20 protein-coding genes are annotated in these 26,806 nt (G+C 59.9%); 16 read left to right on the top strand and 4 right to left on the bottom strand.

Features of this window, described 5'->3' with window-relative positions:
• Positions 1-70: 70 nt before the first annotated feature.
• Positions 71-1,033, bottom strand: a complete 963-nt coding sequence (locus tag ABHU32_RS03455) for an FHA domain-containing protein (protein ID WP_346978974.1) — start codon at positions 1,031-1,033, stop codon at positions 71-73.
• A gap of 588 nt (positions 1,034-1,621) precedes the next feature.
• Here ABHU32_RS03455 and ABHU32_RS03450 point away from each other — a divergent pair.
• The 12 genes from ABHU32_RS03450 (at position 1,622) to ABHU32_RS03395 (ending at position 17,740) form a co-directional block, all read left to right on the top strand.
• Positions 1,622-3,790 (top strand): DEAD/DEAH box helicase, encoded by a 2,169-nt coding sequence (locus ABHU32_RS03450; RefSeq protein ID WP_346978972.1) that lies wholly within the window; start codon positions 1,622-1,624, stop codon positions 3,788-3,790.
• A gap of 641 nt (positions 3,791-4,431) precedes the next feature.
• On the top strand, positions 4,432-5,193 hold the full coding sequence (locus tag ABHU32_RS03445) for a 4Fe-4S binding protein (protein WP_346978970.1): 762 nt from the start codon (positions 4,432-4,434) through the stop codon (positions 5,191-5,193).
• A 343-nt stretch (positions 5,194-5,536) separates the two neighbouring features.
• On the top strand, positions 5,537-6,049 hold the full coding sequence (locus ABHU32_RS03440; RefSeq protein ID WP_346978968.1) for a PTS sugar transporter subunit IIA: 513 nt from the start codon (positions 5,537-5,539) through the stop codon (positions 6,047-6,049).
• Between the two features lie 18 nt (positions 6,050-6,067).
• The gene (locus ABHU32_RS03435) at positions 6,068-6,922 is read left to right on the top strand and encodes a PRD domain-containing protein (protein ID WP_271736594.1); all 855 of its coding nucleotides are present in this window, start codon (positions 6,068-6,070) and stop codon (positions 6,920-6,922) included.
• Between the two features lie 99 nt (positions 6,923-7,021).
• Positions 7,022-8,638, top strand: a complete 1,617-nt coding sequence (locus ABHU32_RS03430) for a PTS transporter subunit EIIC (protein ID WP_346978966.1) — start codon at positions 7,022-7,024, stop codon at positions 8,636-8,638.
• Positions 8,639-8,641: 3 nt separating this feature from the next.
• Positions 8,642-10,024 carry a 6-phospho-alpha-glucosidase gene (locus tag ABHU32_RS03425; protein ID WP_346978963.1) on the top strand — a complete coding sequence of 461 codons (1,383 nt, stop codon included), beginning with the start codon at positions 8,642-8,644 and terminating at the stop codon, positions 10,022-10,024.
• 256 nt (positions 10,025-10,280) lie between these two features.
• Positions 10,281-12,113, top strand: coding sequence for an NAD(P)-binding protein (locus tag ABHU32_RS03420; protein WP_346978961.1), 1,833 nt, complete (start codon positions 10,281-10,283; stop codon positions 12,111-12,113).
• On the top strand, positions 12,107-13,918 hold the full coding sequence (locus tag ABHU32_RS03415) for a [FeFe] hydrogenase, group A (protein ID WP_346978959.1): 1,812 nt from the start codon (positions 12,107-12,109) through the stop codon (positions 13,916-13,918). The genes ABHU32_RS03420 and ABHU32_RS03415 overlap by 7 nt, the downstream gene beginning before the upstream one ends.
• Before the next feature lie 2 nt (positions 13,919-13,920).
• The gene (locus ABHU32_RS03410) at positions 13,921-14,976 is read left to right on the top strand and encodes an ABC transporter substrate-binding protein (protein ID WP_346978957.1); all 1,056 of its coding nucleotides are present in this window, start codon (positions 13,921-13,923) and stop codon (positions 14,974-14,976) included.
• A 36-nt stretch (positions 14,977-15,012) separates the two neighbouring features.
• Positions 15,013-16,359 carry an ATP-binding cassette domain-containing protein gene (locus ABHU32_RS03405; RefSeq protein ID WP_346978955.1) on the top strand — a complete coding sequence of 449 codons (1,347 nt, stop codon included), beginning with the start codon at positions 15,013-15,015 and terminating at the stop codon, positions 16,357-16,359.
• A 215-nt stretch (positions 16,360-16,574) separates the two neighbouring features.
• Complete coding sequence (locus ABHU32_RS03400) at positions 16,575-16,796, top strand: type II toxin-antitoxin system RelB/DinJ family antitoxin (protein WP_022093947.1); 222 nt, start codon at positions 16,575-16,577, stop codon at positions 16,794-16,796.
• A 23-nt stretch (positions 16,797-16,819) separates the two neighbouring features.
• Complete coding sequence (locus tag ABHU32_RS03395; RefSeq protein ID WP_346978953.1) at positions 16,820-17,740, top strand: CPBP family intramembrane glutamic endopeptidase; 921 nt, start codon at positions 16,820-16,822, stop codon at positions 17,738-17,740.
• A 2-nt stretch (positions 17,741-17,742) separates the two neighbouring features.
• On the opposite strand, the gene ABHU32_RS10070 is transcribed toward ABHU32_RS03395, so the two are convergent.
• Both ABHU32_RS10070 and ABHU32_RS03390 read right to left on the bottom strand, forming a co-directional pair.
• Positions 17,743-17,952, bottom strand: a complete 210-nt coding sequence (locus ABHU32_RS10070) for a helix-turn-helix domain-containing protein (RefSeq protein ID WP_430393426.1) — start codon at positions 17,950-17,952, stop codon at positions 17,743-17,745.
• Positions 17,949-18,734 carry an AraC family ligand binding domain-containing protein gene (locus tag ABHU32_RS03390; RefSeq protein WP_346978951.1) on the bottom strand — a complete coding sequence of 262 codons (786 nt, stop codon included), beginning with the start codon at positions 18,732-18,734 and terminating at the stop codon, positions 17,949-17,951. Before ABHU32_RS03390 ends, ABHU32_RS10070 begins: the two co-directional genes overlap by 4 nt.
• 153 nt (positions 18,735-18,887) lie before the next feature.
• Between ABHU32_RS03390 and ABHU32_RS03385 the strand changes: the two genes are divergently transcribed.
• Both ABHU32_RS03385 and ABHU32_RS03380 read left to right on the top strand, forming a co-directional pair.
• Positions 18,888-20,366, top strand: coding sequence for a family 1 glycosylhydrolase (locus tag ABHU32_RS03385; RefSeq protein WP_346978949.1), 1,479 nt, complete (start codon positions 18,888-18,890; stop codon positions 20,364-20,366).
• Between the two features lie 11 nt (positions 20,367-20,377).
• The gene (locus ABHU32_RS03380) at positions 20,378-21,748 is read left to right on the top strand and encodes a PTS transporter subunit EIIC (protein WP_238022412.1); all 1,371 of its coding nucleotides are present in this window, start codon (positions 20,378-20,380) and stop codon (positions 21,746-21,748) included.
• 126 nt (positions 21,749-21,874) lie between these two features.
• On the opposite strand, the gene ABHU32_RS03375 is transcribed toward ABHU32_RS03380, so the two are convergent.
• Positions 21,875-24,022, bottom strand: a complete 2,148-nt coding sequence (locus ABHU32_RS03375) for a YgiQ family radical SAM protein (protein ID WP_346978947.1) — start codon at positions 24,020-24,022, stop codon at positions 21,875-21,877.
• A 253-nt stretch (positions 24,023-24,275) separates the two neighbouring features.
• Between ABHU32_RS03375 and ABHU32_RS03370 the strand changes: the two genes are divergently transcribed.
• Both ABHU32_RS03370 and fucO read left to right on the top strand, forming a co-directional pair.
• Positions 24,276-24,992: a YoaK family protein gene (locus tag ABHU32_RS03370; protein ID WP_346978945.1), complete on the top strand. Its 717-nt coding sequence runs from the start codon at positions 24,276-24,278 to the stop codon at positions 24,990-24,992.
• Between the two features lie 165 nt (positions 24,993-25,157).
• Positions 25,158-26,324 carry a lactaldehyde reductase gene (gene fucO, locus ABHU32_RS03365; protein ID WP_346978944.1) on the top strand — a complete coding sequence of 389 codons (1,167 nt, stop codon included), beginning with the start codon at positions 25,158-25,160 and terminating at the stop codon, positions 26,322-26,324.
• Positions 26,325-26,806 lie beyond the last annotated feature (482 nt).

Below are 26,806 nucleotides of genomic sequence, written 5' to 3'. Positions count from 1 at the left end.
ATTGTCGTTTACGACGCAGAAGGTAGAAGACGAAAGACGGACGGCGACCGTCTTCCGATCGCCGTCCGCGCTAGTCCACAATGACAAGGAATGTCGTGTAGAGACCCAGATGGAGCCTGTCGCTGTTTTCGATTTCCACTGGGGGATAGATCTTGCCGGGCTCGCGTTGGTCGCGCGGCGGCTCAATCACAATATCGCCGTCGCCTGCACCCGATTCGAGTACCGTGCCGTTGGTCGATCCAAGGCCCTGGGCGTACCAGTGCTCACCCTCAAGCCAAATGCGAAGATGCTCGCGCGATGCGTCGGCGCCCACATCGGTGATGCTGGGCGAGGTTTTGGGCAAAGAACCAATTACGGTGCCGCGCGGATCGCGTGTGAGGGGATGGATTTGCATGTCGGCGCAGTTGTCGGCATGGGTTCTGAGCAGACCGAGGTTGGGGGCGACGGTGCGCGGCTGCTCCAGGCTGCTCATAAAGCCACGCCCGACGGTAGTTTCGGTGGTGCCAAAGTGCCCGCCCGTCTTGCTGTCGCAAAAGCGCTCGACGGTGGCCACGCCCTGAACGGGATCGGCGAGCGCCCCCGTTGCCACAAAGAGCATAAGGTAAAGCGTGCTTTTCTCGCGCACGGCATTGCCGTCAAAGTTGTCGATGCGATTGAGGGCATTTGCATATAGGCGGCTGTCCAGCTTGTAGCTGGTGAGAGCCGACATCATTTCGTTGGCGGCCGGACCGCGATAGTGCTCGGCGATTGCCCGATAGGCGGACTCGCCGCCGCCGAGCTTGCTGCAGATTGCCGAGGAAAGGTTGAGCGTGGTGACGGTAAAGTCGCTGTAGATGGAGGGCGCGCACTGGTCAGGCTTGCGATGGACGATGTAACGGGTGAGATACGAGCGGTTGGAAGAGCACTTCTCGAGCAGGGTACTGCCGAGATAAGAGTTTCCATTGATAAGCATTCGGGCGATCTCGAGATGTTTAAGACCGCCGAACGAGCGAATATCGTTATAGAGGACCGAGCAAGGCGTCTCTGCTGCCACGGATACCTCCTTTGATTGCTTCCTAGCCAATATGGCGATAGGAATTAATGGCCCCCGGTGGGCGACGTATTAAATGGCCGCGCAATATATAGCGTAACCAAAGCAACATTATAGGTCACGTGTGCGAAGTTGCAGGAAGACTGAGAGATTTGGTTTGGACTGGACGGAAATCCCCCTCTGTCTTGATCTATAACAATTAGGACCGATTTTACTCGGTAACTGTTACAGCTTGAGACGTTTGTGAGCCGTGTCGACCGTTTGTCTCGATCTGTAACACGTAGAGGAAGATTTGCCCTGTAACTGTTACAGATTGAGACAATCAGCCGGGCCCACCTCGTCCGCCTCGTCATCTGTGGTTTACGTGGGGGCATGCGAAGCACGGGTATACTAACCGGCGGCGAATCTGCTCCATCGCTTAGAGCTGCTGCGTCTGGACGGCGCGTGATAGGGCTGCCAAAGCGATCGCCAGCGTGCTGAGCAACGTCCTCTCTGTGCGCACCCGTTTTTGTATGTATTAGCGCACTACCAAGCACGCCCGCGCGGCCGCATGCCGTGCCCATAACGCGTGCAGATAAGGAACAACGACATATGCGTAATTCTGTATCCGACGTCACCGACGCCGAGATCCTGGACGAGGCCCGCGAGGCTATGACCCAGGCTGCCTTCGATGCCGCCGATGAGGCCAATGCTGCCCAGGCCGTCGAGTCCGCTACCGAGAGCCTGCCCGCCTTTGACGAGCTGGGCCTCTCCGACGAGATGCTCCGTGCTATCGAGAACCTGGGCTACACGGCGCCAACGCCTGTTCAGGCCGGCTCCATCCCCGTGGTGCTCGAGGGCCGTGACCTGCTTGCCGCCGCTCAGACCGGCACCGGCAAGACGGCTGCCTTTTTGCTACCGACCATGAACAATTTGGAGCACATCGCTCCTCCCAAACCCGTGCGCGAGTGCGGTGGCCGCAACCGCCGTCGCGGTGCCAAGAAGCCCGAGGGCAACGGCCGCGGCCCCGTGATGCTCGTCATCACCCCTACGCGCGAGCTTGCCCAGCAAATCGACGAGGTCGCAAGCAAAATCGCCGACGTCACCGGCCATGTTGCCGTGACCGTCGTGGGCGGCGTGAGCTACAAGCCGCAGACCGCGGCACTTAAGTACGGTTGCGACATCCTGGTCGCCACGCCGGGCCGTCTGGTCGATCTGATCGAACAGGGCGCTTGCCACCTGGACGAGGTAAAGGTGCTGGTACTCGATGAGGCCGACCGCATGCTCGACATGGGCTTTTTGCCCGCCGTCCGCCGTATTGTGCGCGAGACGCCGGCCGAGCGCCAGACGCTGCTGTTCTCGGCCACGCTCGACGAGGAGGCCGTGGGCGAGATCACCGACCTGGTGAGCGACCCGGCCCGCGTGGAGATCGCGCCCGCCACGTCGACCGCCGACACCGTCGACCAGTTTGTGTTCCCGGTGTCCATCGAGGCCAAGAACAACCTGCTGCCCGAGTTCCTCAAAAAGGAGGGCCCGGAGCGCACTATCGTCTTTATGCGCACCAAGCACCGCGCCGACAGCTGCTGCCGTCGTCTGGAGCGCAAGGGCATCAAGGCCGCCGCAATCCACGGCAACCGCAGCCAGGCCCAGCGCGAGCGCGCGCTTTCGGCCTTCCGCGACGGTACCGTTGACGTGCTGGTGGCAACCGATGTTCTCGCCCGCGGCATCGACATTAGCGACGTGCGCTACGTCGTGAACTTTGACGTGCCGGCCGAGCCGACCGACTATATCCACCGCATTGGCCGTACGGGCCGCGCCGGCGAGCTGGGCTGGGCCATTACGTTTGTGACCGAGCAGGACGTCGACGAGTTCTACGAGATCGAGAAGCTCATGGACAAGACGGCCGACATTTATGACGCCGGCGACCTGCATGTGGGCCCCAATCCGCCCGCGGTCGACCCCGAGCGCGATCCTGCGGCCTTTAAGGTGAAGAAGAAGACCAAGCGCGGCAAGTCCAAGAGCAAGAAGAAGCTTGAGCAGGCACGTCGCGACGGCAAGCGCAACGGCGACGATTACGGCGATGTGGCCGGTCGTTCCAACCGCGGTCGCGACGAGCGCCGCGGCGACGGCGAGCGTCCGAGTCGTCCCAAGCGCGGCGGCAAGACCCGCGTGCGCGAGGGCGTTCAGGCTCGCGTGGACGAGGCCGTTGAGAGCGTGGCTCGCGAGGTGGCTGCCGAGGAGCGCGGCGGTGCTGACGCCGTCAAGCAGGCCCCGCGTGGCAACCGTGCCGAGCGCCGCGCCAAGCAGTTCCAGGGCGAGGCGCATCGTCGTCGCCGCGAGGACGAGGACCGTGGCGGTCGTCGTCGTGTTGAGCGCGAGGACGAGGGCCGCGGTTCGCGCGGTGGCAAGCGCGGTTCGGGCGACCGCCGTCGTTCCGGTCGTGATGACGAGCGCGGTGGCCGTGATGAGCGCCGTGGCGGCGAAGGCCGTGGGTCGCGTGACGAGCGTGGTGCCCGCGGCGGCGCTGGTCGTTCTAACGAGTCGCGCGATCGTCGCGACCCGCGTGCCAGCCGCGATCGTCGCGATGATTGGCGCAACTACGACGACACCCGCGAGGAGCGCCGCGGCGGCTATCGCGGTGGGCGCGGCGGCAACCAGGCCGGCTCCCGCGGCGGTCGTGCCGGCGGTCGCGATAACCGTGGCAGCTATGGCAACAATCGTGGCGGCAAGCGCGGCGGTAGCTCCCGTCGCCCCGGCGACGGCGGCGGCAAGCGCAAATAACTCACGCATCGCCCGCCAGAGCGAGGTGAACCAAGGGCCCCGAGCAACTACGCTCGGGGCCCTTTTGTTTGCCGCATCCGACCGTTGGCCCGGTGTGATTTGCTCAGGAATGCACCTGGAGGATGCTGAAGGCCCGTTTTCAGCCATGCGGCAATGGGTCCCATGGGGTGCGCCGTGCATTTTTTGGAGTATTCTGCAGATCGAGTTGCCTGCATACGATTCGACGTCGCCAGCGGTGGCCTTCGGATATCCCTAGCGAGCGTTTTGAGTCAGACTTTTCCGTTTTCCGGTGCAAAGGTGCGTCATTCCCGTTATATCGGAACCCAAAATGATGCAGCGCCCTACAGTTTTGCCCGCTCGCGGCGGTGTTGGCACGAGCGCGTTGCAGAATACTCCGTTTTTTGCACGGTCCGGGATGGGGTACCTCAGGAGAACACAGCGGTATCATGTAAATATATGCAATCTGTAACGGAAATTATGCAAATCGATGAGGCGGACAGCATAGTTTGGTGCAAAGGGGTCAGGTTGGTGGAAACAAACCTGACCCCTTTGCGCTAAACCGGGGTGTCCCCGCGCGCCGTATACTCTGTCTAAGCATGCGGGCGGCTTGGTGTGTTACCAAGCGTAGGGGAGGATGTTCGATGAGCATGTTCGAAATTGTGTTTAGTCCGACGGGCGGAACGGAGAAAGTGTCTGGTCTTGTGACCGGGGCGCTGGATGGGAATATCGTTACCGTCGATCTGACCGATAGCGGGTTGGATTTCCACGGGGTCTCGATGGCGAAGGGCGACGTTGCGGTTATCTCTGTCCCATCATATGCTGGCAGGGTTCCAGCTGTGGCGGTTGAGCGACTGGGAATGGTGCGTGGCAACGGAGCTCGGGCTGTTTTGGTTTGTGTTTACGGGGGCCGCGCGTTTGAGGATACGCTTATTGAGCTGGAAGACGTTGCGAAGCGTGCCGGATTTAGGGTGGTTGCAGCGGTTTCTGCCATTGCCGAGCATTCCGTTGCTCGTCAGTTTGCTGCTGGGCGACCGGATGCGCAGGATGTGGCGCAACTTTCAGAGTTTGCGCAGCGGATCCGGCAAAAGCTACTGGACGGGGCTGCGTCCGAGCCCTCTATTCCCGGCAATCGTCCTTATAAGCAAGCTGGAGGCCACAGTATGGTGCCCCATGCAACGGAGGATTGCGTCTCCTGCGGTGCTTGCGCTGCGTTGTGCCCTGTTCGAGCTATCGACAAGGACGATCCAAGGCAGGTGGATGGCGAGGCGTGCATCTCCTGCATGCGTTGCGTCTCCGTATGCCCGCAGAATGCTCGCAAACTTGACCCTAACAAACTTGCCGCCGTTACCCAGATGCTGAGCAAGGCTTGCGTCGAGCGCAGGGAATGTGAGATCTTCATCTAACGCAAGCGAGATTGGTGCATTGGGGTCAGGTTAATCTGCACCAAGTTGGTGCAAACAAACCTGACCCCATTGCACCAGAGCAAGGAGTGTCCCTGGGTGCCGGCAGAAATGGAGTGTCCCCAAGTGCCGCCTAAATACCGTTTATCGAAGAAAAAATACCGTTCATCGGTCATAATGATTGTTCTGGCTTTGGGCTTGTCTACAATAGCTCTTGTAAAAAGAAATGCGGAAGGTTACCGAGTCCCTCGGACGTGGGCCTAACCAAAGTCTTTGAACGGGTGTGTCTTTCTGGATGCATTTGATTGATTTTGGTTGGGCTATATTTATGAAGGGACATGCCACCATGGGTTTCTTTTCTCGCCTGATGGGCGGTTCGGATGAGCAGAAAACTGCAGCTTCCGAGTTCGAAATCCTCGCTCCCGTTTCCGGCGAGCTTGTTCATCTAGAAAATACCAATGACCCCGCTTTTAGCAGCCGTGCCGTGGGCGATGGCGTTGCCGTGGTTCCCCAAGAGGGAACGGTGTGCGCTCCTGTTTCCGGCACCGTCGCGGCGCTGTTTCCGACTGAGCACGCGCTGGGCATCATGTCCGACGACGGCTCTGCTCAGGTGATGCTGCATATCGGAATCGACACTGTTAAGCTTGAGGGCAAGGGCTTCCATGCGCTTGTTGCCCAGGGTGACCATGTCGACGCGGGCCAGCCCCTCGTCGAGGTCGATTTCGACGCGGTCCGCGCCGCCGGCTTCGATCCCACGGTCTTCGTTATCGTGTGCGAGCGCTCGGAGAACTCGACTCTTCGTGAGCATGCTTCCGGCCCTGTTGCTGTTAAAGAGCCTGTCGTCTGGCTTTCCGAGTAAATTCTTGTGGTGGGTACCGTGGTTATCAAGCGAGTTTTTAACAACAACGTCGCAATGGTCACTTCGGACGATGGCTCCGAGCTCATCGTCATCGGCCGAGGCCTCTGCTTTGGCCGTCATGCCGGCGATGCCATCGACGAGGCGTCGATCGAAAAGACCTACGCGTTGCAGGAGGGAACTTCTCAGGACTCGCGTACGATTGACCGCTTGGCACATCTTTTGGAGTCCATCCCCACCGTCAACCTCGTGATTGCCGAGGATATTGTTCAGATGCTCCGTCGAGAGCTCAATGTCGATATCAACGACAAGATTCTCATTGCTCTCGCAGACCATATCAGCCTTGCTTTGGAGCGTGAGCGCAAGGGCGTCTCCTGTGAGAATCCGTTGCTGCTCGAAATCCAGCAGTTCTATCGCAAGGAGTATGCACTTGCGGGCCGTGCGCTGCAGATTATCAAGGAGTATATGGGCATCCAGATGAGCGAAGAAGAGCAGGGTTTTATTACGCTGCATATCGTCAACGCCACCATGCCGCAGCGCTCCGACCGTTTGATTGTTTCGGTCCAGCTTGTTCGCGACGTGCTCGCGATTGTTTCCAAGCGCTATGCTACGACCCTCGATGACACCTCGCTGCCTTACGAACGTTTCGTTCGTCACCTGCAGTTTTTCGCACAGCGAGCGCTCGATCCTACGGCCGGGCAAATCAATGGCGATGCGCTGTTCCGAATCGATGAAACGGCGTATCCGTGCGCATTCTCGTGCGCGGACGCCATAGCCGCCCACTTGTCGTCTACCTATAACGTTGTCGTTACCGATGCCGAGAAGAGTTATCTCGCATATCACATTGTTAACCTGCTTGGAGAACCTGGTCTCTAGGCATAACGTGCCCACACATCGATTGATATAAGGCAAGGCTCACGGTCTTGTCCAGGGCACATCTGTCTTAATTTGCGGAAAAGGAAGGGGAGTACCGCTATGACCGCAAAAAAGAAGTTCAATTTCAAAGCGCCGTTGGAGGTGTTCGCGAAGTCGATCGTTCAGCCGATGATGTATCTCTCGGTTGCCGGCATCCTGCTCATCGTGGGCATCATTCTGACCAACAAGACCATCTGCGCTTTGGTCCCCGTACTGGGCTCCGGTCCGTTCCAGCTTGTGGGCGCCGTTGTCTACCAGTCGCTGATGTTTATCATCAACAACCTCTCGATTCTGTTCTGCGTGGGCATCGCCGGCGCCATGGCAAAGAAGAACAAGGGCCATGCTTCGTTGATCGCCCTGATGTCGTTCTTCCTGTTCCTGCAGGCTAACAACATCGTGCTCAACGCCACCGGCTCTCTTGCCGATGCGAGCGGCATGCTCGGTCTTACCGGAACCGGCCAGGCCACCGTTATGGGCATTCAGGTGCTCGATACCGGCGTGTTTGGCGGCATCATTCTTGGTTGCATCACCGGTGCCGTGTTCAACAAGTACTCGAACAAGCAGTTCCCCATTGCCCTTTCGATGTTCTCGGGCGTTCGCTTTCCGTTCCTGATCATGATCATCATCTCCTGGATCATGGGCGCTGGCTTCTGCATCGTTTGGCCTCCGGTTCAGGGTGCCATCTCCTCCGTTGCCGGCATCATTAAGGAGTCGGGCAACATCGGTCTGTTTATCTACGGCATGCTCAACAAGCTGCTCGTTCCCACCGGTCTGCACCACCTCATCTACACCCCGTTCCAGTTCTCCGATGTGGGTGGCACCCTTACGCTGGGTGGTCAGGTTATCGCCGGCGCCTATCCCATCCGTGTTGCCGAGATGGCAATGACGGGTCAGCCCTTCTCCGATAGCACCTACTTCAACAGCTACACCTTCAACAATCTGTGGCCCTACATCGGCATCGGCCTCGCCTTTATCGTCACCGCCTACAAGGGGAACAAGGATAAGACCAAGGCCGTTATCATCCCGCTGATCATCACCGCCGTGCTCTCCTGCGTGACCGAGCCCATGGACTTTCTCTTTGTCTTTGCCGCTCCCGTGCTCTTTGTCGTTCACTCGGTTCTTTCCGGCATCTTCCTGGTCCTGCTCAAGGTCCTCTCCGTGCCCGCTTCGACTGCAGGCGGCATCATCAACATCGTGGTCTCCAACCTGGTCCTGGGCGTCGATAAGACCAACTGGCCGGTTATGCTGGTGCTTGGAGTCGTCAACGCCGCGCTGTACTTCTTCCTCTTCACCTTCCTTATCAAGAAGCTCAACCTCCACACGCCTGGCCGCGAGGAGGAGTCCGAGCTCGCCGAGTCCGTTGCCGAGGGCGAGGTCGCCGCGTCTGTCGCAGTGAAGCAGGGCGCCGTTGCCGCGGCTCCCGCAGAGGGCGTCGATGCAGGTATTGCCGACCTGGTCGCAGGTCTTGGCGGCAAGGACAACATCGAGGAGCTCGAGAACTGCTTTACGCGTCTTCGCGTGAACGTTAAGAACCCGGACCTCATCAATGAGGACCTCATCAACCACGTGCCCAACAGCGGCATCAACCGCAACGGCAATAATATCCAGATCATCTTTGGCATGAAGGTCGCCGAGATGCGCGACAAGGTCGAAAACGCAATTGAGAAGGAGCAGTAAACAATGATCATTACTCTGTGTGGTGGCGGATCCACCTTTACCCCCGGCATCGTCAAGTCCATCGCCCTGCGCAAGGACGAGCTCGACGTTGACGAGATTCGTCTGTACGACATCAACGAGGAGCGCCAGCGCAAGGTCGGCGTGCTCGTGGACTGGATTTTGCACGAGGACCTCGGCCTGGACATCAAGCTCACGGTGACCACCGACAAGGAGACGGCTTTTACCGACGCGAGCTTCGTGTTTGCCCAGATGCGCGTGGGCGGCTACGCCATGCGCGAGCAGGACGAGAAGATTCCGCTGCGTCACGGCTGCGTGGGTCAGGAGACTTGCGGTTGCGGCGGTCTTGCCTACGGCATGCGCACCATCTTCCCCATGGTCGAGCTGATCGATGACGTTGAGAAGTACGCCAAGAAGGACTACTGGATTCTCAACTACTCCAACCCTGCCGCCATCGTTTCCGAGGGCTGCCGCGTGCTGCGTCCCAACGCTCGCATCATCAACATCTGCGACATGCCGATCGCGATTATCGACGTGGTTTGCGCCGCGCTCGATATCGACAAGAAGGATGTCGAGTACGATTACTTTGGCCTCAACCACTTTGGTTGGTTCACCTCGATTCGCCACAAGGGCGAGGAGGTGCTCCCGCAGCTGCGCGAATACATCAAGGAGCATGAGATTCTGCTGCCCGACTCCTACCTCAAGGGCATGGGCTCGCTCATGGCAAAGAAGCCCGAGGAGACCGCCGACGAGCACCCCGAGCAGAACCGCCACACCAAGGGCAGCTGGTACTACGTCTGGAAGGGCGAGTACGAGATCATGGAGTGCTTCCCGGAGTACCTGCCCAACACGTATCTGAACTACTACCTGCAGCAGAAGGAGTTCGTCGAGCATTCCAACCCCGAGCGCACCCGTGCAAATGAGGTTGAGGAGACGCGTGAGAAGAACCTCTTTGATGGTATCGACCACTACGAGAAGACGGGCGAGATTGACGAGAGCACGTTTTATGCGGGCAGCCACGGCGACTGGATTGCCGATCTGGCTATCGCTCTGAAGAACGACACCAAGCAGCGCTTCCTGGTCATTTGCGAGAACAAGGGCGCCATCCCCAACATGCCCTACGACGCCATGGTCGAGCTGCCTGCCTACATTGGCAAGAACGGCCCCGAGGTCATCAGCCGCGACAACATTCCGCTGTTCCAGCAGGGCCTCATGATGCAGCAGCTGAACTCCGAGAAGCTCGTGGTCGAGGCTACGATCGAGGGTTCGTACGAGAAGGCGCTCAAGGCCTTTACGCTCAACAAGACCGTGCCGTCGATGAAGGTCGCCAAGGAGGTTCTCGACGACATGATCGAGGCCAACAAGGGTTACTGGCCCGAGCTTAAGTAAAAGCAACAGGGTCGCTGACCGCATACCATGAGCAATGCCCCGTCCACGTGATTGCGTGGGCGGGGCATTGTCGTTTGGTAACGCGTTTTATCAAATATGGCATTTATCTGCGGTAATGTTCTATTTCACCGCCGAGGGTGACATTTCATACCGCCTGCCGAACTGCGTGGAGGCCTAACAACTTTATAGGTCAGTGTTGTGCGTGTAGCAACTTCGCCCGGCCTCGCCTCCGGGCTGCCGCATGAGAGGGGATCTTATGGCACGACTGCACGTAATGGAACGCAGCCACGCTCAGGCTGTCATGGACGACCTGCACGATGCGCTCGGACGTCGTCTGGCGGTGAGTTCGCTCGCCCCGTGTCCCGTTGAGTTTACGGCAGCGCTCGTCAACCTGTGCTCCACCCAGAGCTGCGGCAAGTGCACGCCCTGCCGTGTGGGCCTGAGCGCGCTGAGCGACCTGCTCGCCGATGTGCTCGAAGGCCGCGCCGACGAGTCCACGCTCAATCTGATTGAGCGCACCGCCCGCACCATCTATCTTTCGAGCGACTGCGCCATCGGTTACGAGGCCGGCGCCATGGCGCTTACGGCTATCCGCGGTTTCCGCGACGACTTTGAGCACCACATCCGCGAGCACTCCTGTGGCTTTGACCGCGAGGCCCGCGTCCCGTGCGTCTCGGGCTGCCCGGCGCACGTCGACATTCCCGGTTACATTTCGCTGGTCGAGGCCGGCCGCTATGCCGATGCCGTCAAGGTCATCCGCAAGAACAACCCGCTGCCGCTCGTCTGCGGTTTGGTGTGCGAGCATCCCTGCGAGATGCACTGCCGTCGCGGCATGGTCGACGATCCCATGAACATCCTCGCCCTCAAGCGTTTTGCCGTTGAGCACAGCGACCTCAACGATTACAAGCCCAGCGTGGCCGACAACACCGGCAAGCGCATCGCCGTGATCGGCGGCGGCCCGGCCGGCCTTTCCTGTGCCTACTACCTGGCCGTGATGGGCCATAAGGTGACCATCTTTGAGCAGCGCCACCACCTGGGCGGCATGCTGCGCTATGGCATTCCCAGCTACCGTCTGCCGCGCGAGCGCCTGCAGGCCGAGATCGACTGGATCTTGAGCGCCGGCATCAACGTGGAACTCGACCACTCCGTCAATGGCGAGGAGCTTGCCCGCCTGCGCGACGAGTTCGATGCCGTCTACCTGGCCATTGGTGCCCACAGCGATAAGAAGCTCGGCCTTCCGGGCGAAGAGGCGCCCGGCGTGGAGTCGGCCGTCAAGATGCTGCGCGCCATCGGCGACGACGAGCTGCCCGACCTGAGCGGTCAGCGCGTGTGCGTCATCGGCGGCGGCAACGTGGCCATGGACGTGGCGCGCTCTGCCGTGCGCTGCGGTGCCGAAAAGGTGAGCATCGTCTACCGCCGTCGCATCTGCGACATGACGGCCCAGGATGCCGAGATCGCCGGCGCCCAGGCCGAGGGCTGCGAGGTTCTTGAGCTCACCGCACCGCTCGCTATTGAGACGGGCGAAGATGGTCGCGTGAGTGGTCTGCGCGTGCAGCCGCAGATTATCGGCGAGCCCCGTCGTGGGCGCCCGGCCCCGCGTGCCGCCGCGACGCCCGAGCGCGTCATTCCCTGCGAGCGCGTGTTTGTTGCCATTGGTCAGGACATCGATTCCAAGCCGTTTGAGGAGATGGGCATCGCCTGCAAGTGGGGCTGCGTCGTCACCGATTCGGACGGCGCCGTGCCTAACTTCGACGGCCTCTTTAGCGGCGGTGACTGCCAGACCGGTCCCGCCACCGTCATCCGGGCCATCAACGCCGGCCGCGTTGCTTCGGCAAATATCGACCGCTACCTGGGCTTTGACCACAAGATCAAGCTCGACGTTGAGCTGCCGACCGTGCAGTTTAAGGGCAAGCACGAGTGCGGCCGCTGCGAGCTGGGCGAGCGCGAGGCCGGCGAGCGCATCCACGATTGGAATCTGGTCGAGCAGGGCCTTACCGAGGAGGAGGCACGCCAGGAGGCAAGCCGCTGCCTGCGTTGCGACCACTTTGGCTTTGGCGCGTTCCGCGGAGGGAGGAACCTGGAATGGTAGAGCTCAACAAAACCACTGTCGGCGACAACAGCGAAAACGGAGCGCACAACATGGTCAGGCTCATTATCGATAACTGTGAAGTCGTGGTGCCCGAGCACACCACGATCCTGGATGCGGCCAAGTCCGCCGGCATTCAGATTCCCACCCTGTGCTACCTGCGCGATCTAAACGAGATCGGCGGCTGCCGCGTGTGCGTGGTCGAAGTCGAGGGCTGCGACCAGCTGGTTGCCGCCTGCAACAACTACGTGCTCGACGGCATGGTGGTCCACACCAACAGCCCCAAGGCCCGCGAGGCGCGTCGCACCAACGTGCAGCTGCTGCTGTCCCAGCACGACTCGCGCTGTACGAGCTGCGTGCGCAGTGGTAACTGCAACCTGCAGACCATCGCCAACGACCTGGGCATCTTCTATCTGCCGTACGAGCAGCACCTGGCGCGCGAGGGCTGGGACTTCGATTTTCCCATCATCCGCGATAACGACAAGTGCATTAAATGCATGCGCTGCATCAAGGTGTGCGAGAGTGTGCAGGGCTTAGGGATTTGGGACCTGACCAACCGCGCCACGCACACCGCCGTGGGTACCCGCGGGCGTGCGCCGATCGGCAAGACCGATTGCGTCGCGTGCGGTCAGTGCATCACGCATTGCCCGACGGGCGCCCTGCGCGAGCGCGACGATACCGAGACCGTGTTCGACGCCATCGCCGATCCCGACAAGATCGTGCTGGTGCAGATTGCGCCGGCCGTGCGCAGCGCCTGGGGCGAGGAGCTCGGCATATCTCGCGAGGAGGCTACCGTTGAGCGCCTGGCCTGCGCACTGCGCCGCGTTGGCTTTGAGTACGTGTTTGACACCGACTTTTCGGCCGACCTCACCATTATGGAGGAGGGCTCCGAGCTGCTCGAGCGCCTGGGTGCCGCCGCCAAGGGCGAGGGCGACAGCCGCGGCTGGCCCATGTTCACGAGCTGCTGCCCGGGCTGGGTGCGCTTTGTGAAGGCGCGCTATCCGGAGTTTATCGACAGTCTGTCCACGTCCAAGTCGCCGCAGCAGATGTTCGGCACTATTGCCAAGACCTACTACGCCAAGGTGTTGGGCGTGGAGCCCGAGCGCCTGTTCGTGGTGTCCGTTATGCCGTGCACGGCCAAGAAGGCCGAGTGCGCGCTGCCGAGCATGGTGGGCGAGGGTGGCGCGCCCGATGTGGACGTTGCGCTGACGGTGCGCGAGATGGTGCGCATGATTCGCGCGAGCCACGTGAGCGTGGACACGCTGGTCGTGGAGCCGCTCGACACGCCGCTGGGCTTTGGCACGGGCGCGGGCGTGATCTTTGGTGCCACGGGCGGCGTGATGGAGGCCGCCGTGCGCTCGGCCTATTACCTGGTGACGGGCAAGAACCCCGATGCGGATTTCTTTACCGGCGTGCGCGGCCTGGATGGCTGGAAGGAAGCTGTCGCCGATATCGATGGCACCAAGGTGCGCGTCGCCGTGGCGCACGGGCTGGGCAACGCCGCCCGCCTGCTCGACGCGATTCGCGACGGCCGCGTGAGCTATGACTTCGTTGAGGTTATGGCATGCCCGGGCGGCTGCGTCGGTGGCGGCGGTCAGCCCATCCACGACGGCTGCGAGCTGGCGGCCGAGCGCGGCCAGGTGCTGTGGGGCCTGGATGCGAAGGCGGACATTCGCTTCTCGCACGAGAATCCCGATGTCCAGGCGTGCTACAGCGAGTTTTTGGGCGCACCGCTCTCGCCGCTGGCCGAGGAGCTGCTGCATACCGATCATCACGCCTGGTCGATGCCCAACGAGGGGACGTGCTAGCGATGCGCGCGTTTGATGCTGAGATGACGCGCCGAGGATTTGCCTCGGCGCTTGCCGCAGGCGCGTTGTCGCTCGCACTGGCTGGCTGTGGCGGCGGAGCTGCGGGGGCGGGGTCCGCCGCGGGCTCGGCTGCCACGGACGGCGCCGGTGCTGTCGCAGAGCCGGTCGAGGTGCACGTCGCCTCGCTCAAGGGGCCGACCTCGATTGGCCTGGTGCAGTTTATGGACCAGGCTGCCGATGGCGAGACGGACAATGAGTTCGACTTTGCGATCAACACTGCCGCCGACGAGATTGTGCCCAAGGTCATTCAGGGCGATATCGATATCGCCCTGGTGCCCGCCAACGTGGCGAGCGTGCTCTACAACAAGACCGAGGGTGCGGTGCAGGTCATCGATATCAACACGCTGGGCGTGCTGAACGTTGTGACGGGCGACGCGAGTGTGGCCTCGTTTGGCGATCTGGCGGGCCATACTGTCTATATGACGGGCAAGGGCACCACGCCGGAGTACGTCATGAACTACTTGCTGGAGCGCGCGGGCCTGACCGGCCAGGTGACGCTTGAGTTTAAGAGCGAGCCCACCGAGGTGCTGTCGGCGTTGCTTGTCGACCCGTCCGCCGTGGGCGTGCTGCCGGAGCCGTTCAAGACCGCTGCCATCGCCAAGAGCGAAGGCAAGCTGTCGGCGCCGGTGAGCCTGACCGATGTGTGGGATGAGCTAGCGGGTGACACGGGTTCGCGCCTGCTGACGGGCGTGACCGTGGTGCGCCGTGCCTTTGCCGAGGAGCATCCCGAGGCCGTGGCGGAATTCTTGCGCTGCCATGAGGCGAGCGTGAAGGCTGTCAATGCGGCGCCGGCAGATTGGGCACAGGCCGTGGTCGATGCGGGTATCGTCGATAACGCCGCGATTGCTGAAAAGGCGATTCCCGGGTGCATGCTCGTGTGCCAGACGGGGAAGGATATGAAGGCGGCGCTCGGTGGGTACCTGCAGGTGCTGGCCGATGCGGACGCGAGCGCCGTGGGCGGCAAGCTCCCGGCTGATGATTTCTATTACATGGAGTAGCCCGTGCGTGCGTTTGCTCGACAAATGACAGAGCGTATGAAGGCGGTGACGGCAGCAGGTGCCGTTGCCGCCTTTTGGCTTGCCGTGTGGGTCTTTGCAGCAGCACTGGTGGCGCAGCCGTTGATTTTGCCGGGGCCAGGCACTGTTGCGATGGCGTTGCTGCGGCTAGTATGCGATGCCGGTACGTGGGCGATTCTGGTGGACTCAGGCGCGCGAATCTTGGGTGGGCTGGCGCTTGCCGCGGCGTGCGGCGGCGTGATGGCGGGAGCCTCGGTGCGGTCGCCGACGTTTGCCCGCTTGGTGGCGCCGGCGCTTTCGTTTGTTAAGGCGACGCCGGTTGCCTGCGTGGTGGTCCTGCTGCTCATTTGGTTGGGGTCGGCGCGTGTGAGCGTCGCGGCGGTCTTTTTGATGGCACTGCCGGGCGTGTATTTTTCGCTGGTCGAGGGCTTGGCGCAAGTGGATAAGCCGCTGGAGCAGATGTTTCGTCTGCATGGCGTGCGGGGTTGGCGTCTGTTTTGTGCCCACACCTGGCGCGAAGTCCTGCCGTTTGTGCTTTCGTGCGCCCGCGCTGTGATCGGCATGAGCTGGAAGGCCGGCGTGGCGGCGGAGCTCATCGGCATGGCGACGGGCACCGTGGGCGAACGCATCTATCAGGCGAAGCTTTTGATCGAGACGGCGGACCTGCTGGCGTGGACCGTGCTGGTTGTTATGGCTTCGTGGGCATGCGAGCGCGTGCTGGTGTGGTTGCTGCGGGCTTCGGGGCCCGTGGCGTGGCGTACTGCCGTGCGGGCGCATGGGCGCGGTGGCCGCGGGCGTGCGTGCGGCTCTGCTGGCGGCGGGGCTGCTGCGGAGCTTGCGCTCGCCGTGGGCGACCGGGCGCCCTGGTCGCCGGCGCTCGACGGACTGGTGCTTCATGTGCCCGCCGGTGGACGCACCTGTGTGATGGGCGCTTCGGGCGTGGGCAAGTCGACGTTGCTTGCGCTGGTGGCGGGGGAGTGCGCACCGTGCTCCATGGTGTTTCAGGACGTGCGCCTGGTCGAGGACGCCTCTGCTTTGGATAACGTGCTGGTGTGCGCCGATGCACGCGTGAATGCCTCGAGTGCCGCTGCCTTGTTGCGCCTGCTGGTACCGGGGATCGATGTGCATGCCCGCGTGGCCGAGCTCTCGGGCGGGCAGCGCCGTCGCGTCGAGATTGCCCGAGCCCTGCTGTGTCCGGGCGGCGCAGTGATTCTGGACGAGCCCTTTACCGGTCTAGACATCGCTGCGCGCGACGCATGCACCGAGGTCGTGCTCGACTTGCTCGACGGTCGTATGCTGTTGCTTGCCACGCACGATTCCGCTGACGCTCGGGCCCTCAATATCTCGGACATCATCACGCTCTAAAGACTTACTCAGCAACAAATTGATCCGTTTTTTCTCCGTCCCCATGGGGTCGGGTATGGTATTCTATCTGCGGGGTAATACTTAGGAATACCAAGTAATACCAGCGCCGTAGAACAAACTCCAGATGCGGGCCAATCGGGTTGCCTTCACAGCCCGTCGCCCAGCCGCGTGGCCCGCATCCATCCGCACCACCGTCGTTTCAAAAAGGAAGCGCCATGGCAGAACACATGACCCCGGTTGTCGCGAAGGTCTTGCCCGAGGAAAAGGCGGCCTTCGCGGCGGCAACCCAGCTCGTGGGCACTACGCCGTCCAACGCCATCCGCATGTTTATCGCCGCCTTCAATCGCTGCGGCACCTTCCCGTTCGACATCTCGCCGAGCGGGGCTTTTGGTAAAGAGTGTCCCCAACAGCTAGTCGTTGAAGAACGTCCCCAATGACTAGTCGTCGGGAGGAGGTTGGCATGCTCAATGCGATGATTTGGGCGCTTGCCTGTTTTGGCGTCGTCGCTGCCGATATTGCCCTGAGCGTCGTTTTGTTTTCCGCCCTTGGTGTCGCGTCGGTGTTCATGGGCTTTTCGATTGACGACCTCGATATTCAATTGCTTCAGGCTGCCGCGCAGATGGCGTCGTTTTTGATGGCACTGCTGTGGTGGCGTTATCTGTGGCCGCGCTCGTTTATGGCGCGCTGGCAGGGCGAGCGCCCGCTTGGCGGGGGAGCAGGCAAAGCATGGAGGCGCATCGCCTGCGTTATCGTGATCGGCCTTGCCCAGCAGGTGGTCGTTGGCTACGTGACCGACGCTGTGCTGTCGCTGTTGCCCGAGGCGGCGGCCGATTACAGCGAACTTGTCGAGGAGACGGGCATGGGCGAAACGAGCTATCTGGCCGTCCTGACCACGGTGATCGGCGCTCCGTTTTGCGAGGAGCTGCTGGTGCGCGGTATCATTTTTGAGTTTTCGCTCCGAGCATTTAACCCGCAGTGCCGTCCGCTCTGGAAGCGCCGGCGTCGTGCGAGCGCGCAGGGCGGCGCCATGGTGCCCTGGGCGGCCCCAAGCACGTGGGGTATCGCAGCGGCGATTGTACTGCAGGCGGCAATCTTCGGTTTTATGCACATGAATTGGGTACAGGGTTGCTACGCGGGTGCCGCCGGCCTCATCTTCGGTTGGGTGCTCGTGACGACCGGAAAGCTCCGCTACACGATCCTACTGCACTTTGCCTTTAATGCCGGGTCGTATCTCATGACGTTGCTGTGGTTTGTGAACACGCCGCTCGACGTGGCAGTCACGGTTGCCATCGTCGGCTTTGTGCTGGTAGAGGCGATGCGCTCGCTGCTCCGGTCGTGCATTCCTGCGCCACGCGAAGCTGATCGGCCTGATTATCAATGACTTTAACTAGACCGATGCGCCCTGAATACACCTGGCGTTTCGCCGAATGCTTCTTTGAATTTTGAGTAAAAGAATGACATGTTGGAGATGCCGACTTTTCGGGCTACATACTGCACGCTGCGCTCGGTGTTGTTGAGAAGATATGCCGCCTCTGTGAGCTGCTGGTTGAGCTTGATTTGCGAAAACGTTTTGCCGGTTTTTTGCTTGATCAAGCTGCTGAGATAGCTGGTGCATAACCCGTATCGCTCGCAATGCTTTCGAGCGTGCAGTCGCCGTAGCTTCGCTCAATATGATTCAGAATCGACACGATGCGCTCGTCCGACATGATTGCCTGGTTATCAGTTGCAGAGCGTCGGTACAGTCCTCGAATGAGAACAAGGAATAGGCTGACGGCGAGGTGCCTCATGAGTTCATTAGAGTAGGCATCTTTAAAGTGATATTCGATAAAGAGCATCTCGATGAGGCGTCGCGCATGTCGGGCGTATTCCTCTGGGAGAATGAGATATTTGCGGGCCTCACGGTTTTTGGACACAAAATCAAATAGGAGATTCGTTAATGGTGACGCGCCGGGTAGCTGGCTCAGGAACAACGAATCGAACATTTCTTTTTTGAAGACGATTGAAATGACGATATCGTGCTCGCCCTTAACGTACGGAACGCTTCTGACTACGCCAGTGTTGCAAATGAGCACGTCACCCTTTTTAAGGAGTAGTCGCCGTCCGTTGACGATAAACGTGCAGACGCCGTCGTACACGTAGTTGAGCTCCATATCCCGATTGATATGAGGAGGAATGTCGGTAAAGCGCGACTCCTTGATAAGGCCCACGGGGTTTTCGTCGAGAGTTTCTTTCCAATCAAACAGATAGACTTCTTCGCCGTTAATGGTTGTGGTTTCCACCCTGTTATATCGCGGGCTGAGCTCTCCCGGATGCGTGCGATGCCACTCTTCGGTCTCGGTATGCGTATAGAGCAGCTGTTTGAGATTCGAATCCATGGGGTGCTCCAGGGGTGAACGGTAGAATCGATGCCTTAAACGGTATTATATCTAAAAAAATGTTATAAACCCAAGCTTTCTATGCGATATCTTATGCATCTTGTTCTTCCTAGTATTGGGTTATCCGCTGGAGCATCCGATCAAGGAGGGCAAATGAGTAAGTTAAAACATGGGTTTGACTCCGACTTTTTATGGGGCGGAGCCATATCGTGCTCGCAGGCCGATGGCGCTTGGAATGAGGGCGGAAAGGGAAAGTCGACGCAGGATTGTCGATGGCTGGATGGTACCTGGACTCATGACCAGATTGAGGACAAGCATCAAAACAACCCCTTCTGCCATGACGAACTAATGAACGCTCTCGCAGATGATGGTGTTGAGTTCTACCCGTTTAGGCGTGGCAACGACTTCTATCATCACTATCGTGAGGACATCGCGCTTTTTGCGGAGATGGGTCTCAAGCTGTTCCGCACCTCTATTTGCTGGAGCCGAATCTATCCTAACGGAGATGACCTTGAGCCTAACCGCGAAGGCATCGAGTGGTATCGAAGCATGCTGGGTGAGTGCAAAAAGCACGGCATTAAGACCTTCGTCACCATGCTCCACTATGACATCCCGGTAAATCTTGTCACCACATATGGGGGATGGAAGAATCGCAAGACGATTGATTTCTTCGCCCGCTATGTCGAGACAATCGTTACGGAATTGGGCGATCTGGTCGATTTCTGGCTGCCTTTTAACGAGTTCAATGCAGCGCGTTTTTCGCCTTGGGACGGGGGCTGTCTGGTCAAAGACGAAGAGGGGGAGAACTTCGATCGAGCCATCTTCCAGTGCCTGCACCACGAGTTCGTTGCCAATGCGCGTGCCGTCGAGATTGTCCATCGTCTTTCACCCGATACTCCCGTTGGCGGCATGATCGCTCGATTCTGTACGTATCCCGCCACCTGCCGTCCCGAAGATAACATGCAGGCTATTCACGACGACCAGTATTCCAACTGGTTCTATACGGATGTGATGGCTCGTGGAAAATATCCCGCTTATATGAATCGCTATTTCGACGCGTGCGATATCGAGATTCAAATGGAACCGGGCGATGAAGAGCTCATCGCTCGCAACACGGTCGACTTCCTGGCCTTCTCGTACTACTTTTCCCAGGTATCCACCTGCGATCAGGGATGGGAGAAGACTGCGGGTAATCTGGTCATGGCAAACAAGAACCCTTATCTCGAGACGAGTGAGTGGGGTTGGCAGCTCGATCCCATTGGTCTGAGGGTTACCCTTAACCAGATGTATGACCGCTATGGGCTGCCCCTGTATATCGCCGAGAACGGCCTCGGTACATCTGATGTAGTCGAGGAGGATGGCAGCATCCACGACGAGTATCGAATCGATTATTTGCGCCAGCACATAAAGTGCCTTAAGGAAGCAGTGATCGATGGCGTTGACGTGCGCGGATACATGATCTGGGGATTCATTGACCTTGTTGCCTGCGGTCCTCTTACGATGGACAAGCGCTACGGGCTTATCTATGTCGATCTGGATAATTGCGGCAACGGCACTGCGGAGCGCTCGCGTAAAGACTCTTTCTATTGGTATCAGAAATGTATCGCCACTAATGGCGAGGATCTTGGGTAGGAGTGATTGTCGTGGCAGACAAGAAGGAACTGGCCGCTCGTGTCCTCGAGCTCGTGGGCGGCGCCGATAACGTTGTTATGGCAACGCACTGCATTACAAGGCTCAGATTCAACCTGAAGGACGATAGCAAGGCAGACCTTGAGGCCCTTAAGACGCTTGACGGCGCCTTGGGCGCGCAGGTTAAAGACGGACAGTGGCAAGTTATCATCGGCGCCAGCGTGGGGTCGGTATATGACGAATTGGAGCCCATGCTAGGTGACAGGATGGGTGGCGAGGTCTCCGCCGACGCCGAGCAGCCTGAGCTCCAAAAAGGTTCGGCTCGCGTATTCGATATCATCACCGGCATCTTCTCCGCTATCATTCCCGCGCTGGTGGCGGGAGGTATCGTAAAGGGCATCCTGGCTGCTATCGCGGCTTTTGGAATCGACACGGGTGCCGGCGACTTTGCGATATTCAATATGATTTCGGATATCCCGTTCTACTTCTTGCCGTTTTTGCTGGCAATGTCTACAGCTGATAAGTTCCGAGTCAACCGTTCGCTTGCGCTTTGTGTTGCCGGATCGCTGATGTACCCGACCATTGTCAACGCTGTCGGTACGGGCGAGACGCCTCTTGCGCTGTTCGGTTTTACGGTGCCGATTTTTAGCTACGCCGATTCCGTGTTCCCGGTCATCTTTGGCGTCATTGGCTTGTCCTTTGTATATCGCGCAATCGACAAGGTCGTGCCGGATCTTTTTAAGCTCGTTGTCGTCCCGGCACTCTCCCTTGCTATCGTGATTCCGGTCAACCTGTTTGTGCTCGCTCCGATTGGTGCCTGGTGCGGTCTTGGTCTCGCCAACGGTATCGTTTGGCTATTCTCGACGTTGGGCCCTGTTGCCGGTTTTCTGCTGGGCTTCTTTATGCCGCTTATTGTGCTCTTCGGCATGCATCAGTCAACGAGCCCTATCCAGATTTCCAATATCGCAACGCTTGGGTATGACTATCTGCTCCCGATCTCTTTCTGCCATAACCTCGCCGAAAGCGGTGCGTCTTTTGGTGCGGCCCTGCGCATGACCGACGAAAAGCTCAAGTCCGCTGCAATGACGTGCGCCTTCTCAGCATTTATGGGAATTTCCGAGCCCGCCTTGTTTACCGTTCAGGTTCCTAACAGGACTCCGCTTATCGCTGCGATGATCGCGGATGGCATTGGCGGTGCGCTTACCGTTGTTCTCGGCGCAAAGTGCTTCGGCTTTGTTATGCCCGGCATTACCTCGTTGCCCGTTTATGCCGATCCAAGCGGCAATCCCATGAACCTGATCATGATTGTCGTCTGCATCGCTTTGACTTGGGTTATCTCTGCGGCGCTCTCGTTTGCGCTCTATGGTCGTTTTGACAAAAAGTAACGACGTTTTGAGATAGACAATATTAATCGGCCGCTCGCCGGGGAATCGTTCTGCGACGCCCCGGCGAGCGGCATTTTATTGGTGGGGCGTGTCGTGTCGCCAACGGCGGCATGCCGCCTCGCCGCGCTAGTTGCGGCGACCGCCTCCGTTGGCGCCCTGACGCCCCTGTGCCGCGCGATTGCGACCGGCAGTGTTCTGCGCGCGGGACATACCGCCGTATCCTTTGCTGCCCTTAGACCCCTTGCCGGCACCGGCGGCGCCACCGTGGGCCTTGCCGCCCTTCTTGCCAGTGCCGTGTCCGCCGCCGGCAGACGTCTCGCCCGGGCGTGGCGGCACGGGGCGAATCAGGCAATGCTTGGTGTAGCCGATCAGGTCGCGACGCCCGGCCTTCTCCAGCGCCTCGCGCACGAGCTTGTAGTTCTCGGGTTTGCGATACTGAATCAGCGCGCGCTGCATGGCCTTTTCGTGCGGGTCGCGCGCCACATAGATCGGCTCCATGGTGCGCGGGTCCACGCCGGTGTAGTACATGCACGTCGACATGGTGGACGGTGTGGGGTAGAAGTCCTGCACCTGCTCGGGCATGTAGCCCATGTCGCGCACGGCTTCGGCAAGGTCCACGGCTTCCTTCATGGTCGAGCCGGGGTGGCTCGAGATCAGATACGGCACCACGTACTGCTTGAGTCCGTATTCGCGATTCAAGCGTTCAAATTTACGGCAGAATGCGTCGTAGACAGCTCGGCTCGGCTTGCCCATCACGGACAGTACCGCGTCGCTCACGTGCTCGGGCGCTACGCGCAGCTGGCCCGAGACATGGTGTTCCAGCAGCTCGCGTAAAAACTCGTCCGAGGCATCGGCCATGGTGTAGTCAAAACGGATGCCGCTGCGCACGAAGACCTTCTTGACGCCCGGCAGCTGGCGCAGGTCGCGCAGCAGCTGCGTGTAGCCGGTCTCGTCGACCACCATGTTCTTGCACACGCTCGGCCACAGGCAGCGCTTGTTCTTGCACACGCCGTGCTTGAGCTGCTTGTCGCAGGCGGGGCGGCTAAAGTTGGCCGTCGGTCCGCCCACGTCGTTGATATAGCCCTTAAACTCGGGATCGCGCGTGAGCAGCTCGGCCTCGCGCATGATCGAGTCGTGGCTGCGCATCTGCAACACGCGGCCCTGGTGGAAGGTGAGGGCGCAAAACGAGCACTCACCAAAACAGCCGCGGTTGGAGCTTATGGAAAACTTGATCTCAGCAAAGGCCGGCACGCCGCCCGCCGCGTCGTAGTCGGGATGCCAATCGCGTGCGTAGGGGAGCTCGGCCACCTCGTCCATCTCGTCGGTGGTGAGCGTCGCCGACGGCGGGTTCTGCACCACGTACACGCTGTTGGGATATGGCTCTACCAGGCGATGCCCGGTGATGGGGTCCATATTCTGCTGCTGCACGTTAAAGCTGCGTGCGTAGTTGAGCTTGTCAGCGGCAAGGTCGTCCCAGCTGGGCAGCAGGTCGTAGTCGTAGACCTCATCGAGCGAGCTGGTGCGGTAGACGGTGCCATTGATATAGGTGATCTGGTCCACGGGCAGTCCCGCGTCGAGCGCGTCGGCGATCTCGACGATCGCGTGCTCGCCCATGCCGTAGATGAGGATGTCGGCGCCCGAGTCGAGCAGTACCGAGCGCTTGAGCTTGTCCTGCCAGTAGTCGTAGTGGGCCAGGCGGCGCAGGCTCGCCTCGATGCCGCCGATGATGATGGGGGCGTCCTTGAACGTCTGACGGATGAGATTGCCGTAGACCGTGACAGCTCGGTTGGGACGGCGCCCCTCCTCGCCGCCGGGGGTATAGGCGTCGGTGTGGCGGCGGTGCTTGGTCACCGAATAGTGGTTGACCATGGAGTCCATGTTGCCGGCACTGACCAAAAAGCCCAGGCGCGGCTCACCGAGCACGCTGATGCTGGCGGGATCGGTCCAGTCGGGCTGGCAGATGATGCCCACTTTGTAGCCGTGCGCGTCGAGTACACGGCTGATGATAGCCATGCCAAAGCTCGGATGGTCCACGTAGGCATCGCCGCAGATGTAGACAAAGTCGCACTGGTCCCAGCCGCGCGCATCCATATCGGCGCGGCTGACGGGGAGGAACTTATCGCGGCCCGGGCGCCAGGGGCGGGCAGGCGTCGCTTGGGAATGCTTGGCGCGGGCGACCGTGGCCTGCGCCTTGCCGCCGCGCTTTTGCTGCTGGCCCTGTTTGCCCTGCTGTTCGCGTTGGCTGTTCTGAGCGTGCTGAGGCTTTTTTGCCACGATCCCTCCCGGTGTCTGTATGCTGCACGTAATTGTAACCAGTCTTTTTGGGACGGCGCTAAAAAGACTGGTGGAGTACATGAGCTGGCGGATCGGCGCGTCGATGCGGGTGTCGTTTGTTTCCAGACTGTGTATCTGCGCGTTGGAGAACCCGTCTCGCGCGCACGCCATGTTGTCAATGGGTTACAGTATGAACGGCGGCTATGTTTCCGCCAACGCACGAGAGAGTCGTCAACAAGGAGGATGCACGACGATGCAGCGTGCCAAACAGATATCGGAGTCTATTGAGCTGGGCATTATCTTGGCGCTCGCCGGTGGCTTTATGGACGTGTATTCGTACATTGGGCGCGACCATGTTTTCGCCAACGCGCAGACAGGCAACATCCTGCTCGTGGGCGTGAGCATCTCGGAGGGCAACTGGGCACTTGCGGGGCGCTACTTCTTCCCCGTGGTGTCGTTTGCCGTGGGTATTATGCTTGCCGATCTGGTACACGAACGGTTTGGCAGCGTGATTCACTGGCGCCAAGTGACGGTGTTCTTTGAAGCCGTTATCTTGCTGGGCGTGAGCTTTATCCCCGGTGGCGGTTACAACTTGCTCGCCAACTGCCTCACCTCGTTTGCCTGCGGCATGCAGGTCGAGAGCTTCCGCAAGATACATGGTCACGGCATCGCCACGACCATGTGCATCGGTAACCTGCGCAATGCGCTGCAAAACGTGGACGACTACATCATCACCCACAAACGCGGCTTTTTGGAAAACGGCGTGCTGTACTTTGGTGTGATCTTTACCTTTGTGTTTGGCGCCGTGCTGGGCAACTGGTGTATTGAGCGCATAGGCCTGCACGCCATCGTCGTGGCGAGCTTGCTGCTGTTTGTCGCGTTTGCCATCATGTTCATCGACCGCGAGCGCGACTTGCGCTTACGCTGGAAGGTTGCGGCCGAGGCTTGGAAAGAGGGCTGCCGAAAGTAACCGAATGCGGCAAAGGGGCTGTCCCTTTGCCGCAATATTTTTCATCATCTGTTGAAACGCTTTAACACTTTTGACGTTCTCACGCGTTTTTTGTTTCAAAAGCGTTAGGATGGGACTTATAGCGCGGGGCGTAATGGGTGCCTCGCACACGATGGGAGGCTATCAATGGCTAATCGTTTCGTTCTCAATACCATTTCTTATCATGGTTCCGGCGCCATCAAGGAGATTCCCGGCGAGCTCCAGCGTCGCGGCTACAAGAAGATCTTCGTCTGCTCCGACCCCGATCTGGTCAAGTTTGGCGTTACCGCTAAGGTGACCGACGAGCTCGACGCCGCCGGCATCGCTTGGAGCCTCTACTCCGAGATCAAGCCCAACCCCACCATCCAGAACGTCAAGGACGGCGTCGAGGCCTTTAAGGCCGCCGAGGCTGACGCTATCGTGACCATCGGTGGCGGCTCCTCCATGGACACCGCCAAGGCTATCGGCATCATCATCAACAACCCCGAGTTCGTCGATGTCCGCAGCCTCGAGGGCGTTGCTCCCACTAAGAACCACGCCGTGTTCACCATCGCTGTGCCGACGACCGCCGGTACCGCCGCCGAGGTGACCATCAACTACGTCATCACCGACCCCGAGAAGGTCCGCAAGTTCGTGTGCGTCGACACCAACGACGCCCCCGAGGTCGCCGTCGTCGACCCCGATATGATGGCTTCCATGCCCGCCGGCCTGACCGCCTCTACTGGCATGGACGCTCTGACCCACGCCATCGAGGGCTACACCACCAAGGGCGCTTGGGAGCTCTCCGACATGTTCCACTTTGAGGCTATTAAGCTGATCAGCGAGAACCTGCGCGACTCTGTCGCCGAGGCCAAGTCCGGTCAGCCCGGCTCCGGCCGCGAGGGTATGGCTCTTGGCCAGTATGTCGCTGGCATGGGCTTCTCCAATGTTGGCCTGGGCATCGACCACGCCATGGCTCACACCCTGTCCGCTCACTACGATACCCCGCACGGTGTCGCCTGCGCCATGCTGCTGCCGATCGCCATGGAGTTCAACAAGCCGGTTTGCACCGAGCGCCTGGCCAAGGTTGCCGTTGCCATGGGCGTTGACACCACGGGCATGAGCACCGACGAGGCCGCCGACGCCGCTATCGCCGCCGTCAAGCAGCTTTCCGCCGACGTGAACATCCCGCACGTCTGCGAGGCCATGAAGGCTGACGAGATCGAGGTCCTGGCCAAGGACGCCATGGCCGACGCCTGCTTCCCGGGTAACCCGCGCGAGGCGACGCTCGACGACGTCATCGAGCTCTTCAAGAAGATCTGCCCGGCTGCCTAACCCAGTTTGGTGGTCCTTCGCCCGTAGGTGTATGGTCTTTTGACGTGCCGCTGGCCCCGCCGTGCTACGCACGGCGGGGCTTTTTGTGCTGCGTCAATGTCCTGAGACGGGCAAAACCAAGGCGTACTGCCCGCTACGGATAGGTGGTGCACTTTCCAGCGTGCATTTTTGGGAGTATTCAGCAAGCTCTTAAAAATGCATAACGTTGTGAATGGGCCGAGTGGCCCGCAGGCGCCCATCGACAGCCATTGTGGGTGGGCTATCGATGAGTGGAGGGGGTTGTTACTGAGTTTCTGCTTTGCGACAACCTGCAACACTGTTGTAACCGCGTCATTTTGTCGTTCGTGATGGGGCCGTTGGGGCCCAAGGTGCTGAATACTCCGTTTTTTGCACGGTCCAAGGTGGGGCACCCTGAGACGAAGCAAAAAGATGTCTCATTTCTATGCAAATACCGATAGGATTTATGCAAGATTGGGATTGTA

This window comes from Collinsella aerofaciens, assembly GCF_039758965.1.
Taxonomy (GTDB): domain Bacteria; phylum Actinomycetota; class Coriobacteriia; order Coriobacteriales; family Coriobacteriaceae; genus Collinsella; species Collinsella aerofaciens_BR.
This window is presented reverse-complemented; position numbering and strand designations above follow the sequence as displayed.

What these genes read in the sequence shown, in the direction of transcription:
- ABHU32_RS03450 (WP_346978972.1), top strand. Translation starts at nt 1,622, where the DNA reads ATGCGTAATTCTGTATCCGACGTCACCGACGCCGAGATCCTGGACGAG.
- ABHU32_RS03385 (WP_346978949.1), top strand. Translation starts at nt 18,888, where the DNA reads ATGAGTAAGTTAAAACATGGGTTTGACTCCGACTTTTTATGGGGCGGA.
- ABHU32_RS03395 (WP_346978953.1), top strand. Translation starts at nt 16,820, where the DNA reads ATGCTCAATGCGATGATTTGGGCGCTTGCCTGTTTTGGCGTCGTCGCT.
- ABHU32_RS03370 (WP_346978945.1), top strand. Translation starts at nt 24,276, where the DNA reads ATGCAGCGTGCCAAACAGATATCGGAGTCTATTGAGCTGGGCATTATC.
- ABHU32_RS03445 (WP_346978970.1), top strand. Translation starts at nt 4,432, where the DNA reads ATGAGCATGTTCGAAATTGTGTTTAGTCCGACGGGCGGAACGGAGAAA.
- ABHU32_RS03400 (WP_022093947.1), top strand. Translation starts at nt 16,575, where the DNA reads ATGGCAGAACACATGACCCCGGTTGTCGCGAAGGTCTTGCCCGAGGAA.
- ABHU32_RS03440 (WP_346978968.1), top strand. Translation starts at nt 5,537, where the DNA reads ATGGGTTTCTTTTCTCGCCTGATGGGCGGTTCGGATGAGCAGAAAACT.
- ABHU32_RS03425 (WP_346978963.1), top strand. Translation starts at nt 8,642, where the DNA reads ATGATCATTACTCTGTGTGGTGGCGGATCCACCTTTACCCCCGGCATC.
- ABHU32_RS03415 (WP_346978959.1), top strand. Translation starts at nt 12,107, where the DNA reads ATGGTAGAGCTCAACAAAACCACTGTCGGCGACAACAGCGAAAACGGA.
- fucO (WP_346978944.1), top strand. Translation starts at nt 25,158, where the DNA reads ATGGCTAATCGTTTCGTTCTCAATACCATTTCTTATCATGGTTCCGGC.
- ABHU32_RS03405 (WP_346978955.1), top strand. Translation starts at nt 15,013, where the DNA reads ATGAAGGCGGTGACGGCAGCAGGTGCCGTTGCCGCCTTTTGGCTTGCC.
- ABHU32_RS03390 (WP_346978951.1), bottom strand. Translation starts at nt 18,734, where the DNA reads ATGGATTCGAATCTCAAACAGCTGCTCTATACGCATACCGAGACCGAA.
- ABHU32_RS03410 (WP_346978957.1), top strand. Translation starts at nt 13,921, where the DNA reads ATGCGCGCGTTTGATGCTGAGATGACGCGCCGAGGATTTGCCTCGGCG.
- ABHU32_RS03430 (WP_346978966.1), top strand. Translation starts at nt 7,022, where the DNA reads ATGACCGCAAAAAAGAAGTTCAATTTCAAAGCGCCGTTGGAGGTGTTC.
- ABHU32_RS03420 (WP_346978961.1), top strand. Translation starts at nt 10,281, where the DNA reads ATGGCACGACTGCACGTAATGGAACGCAGCCACGCTCAGGCTGTCATG.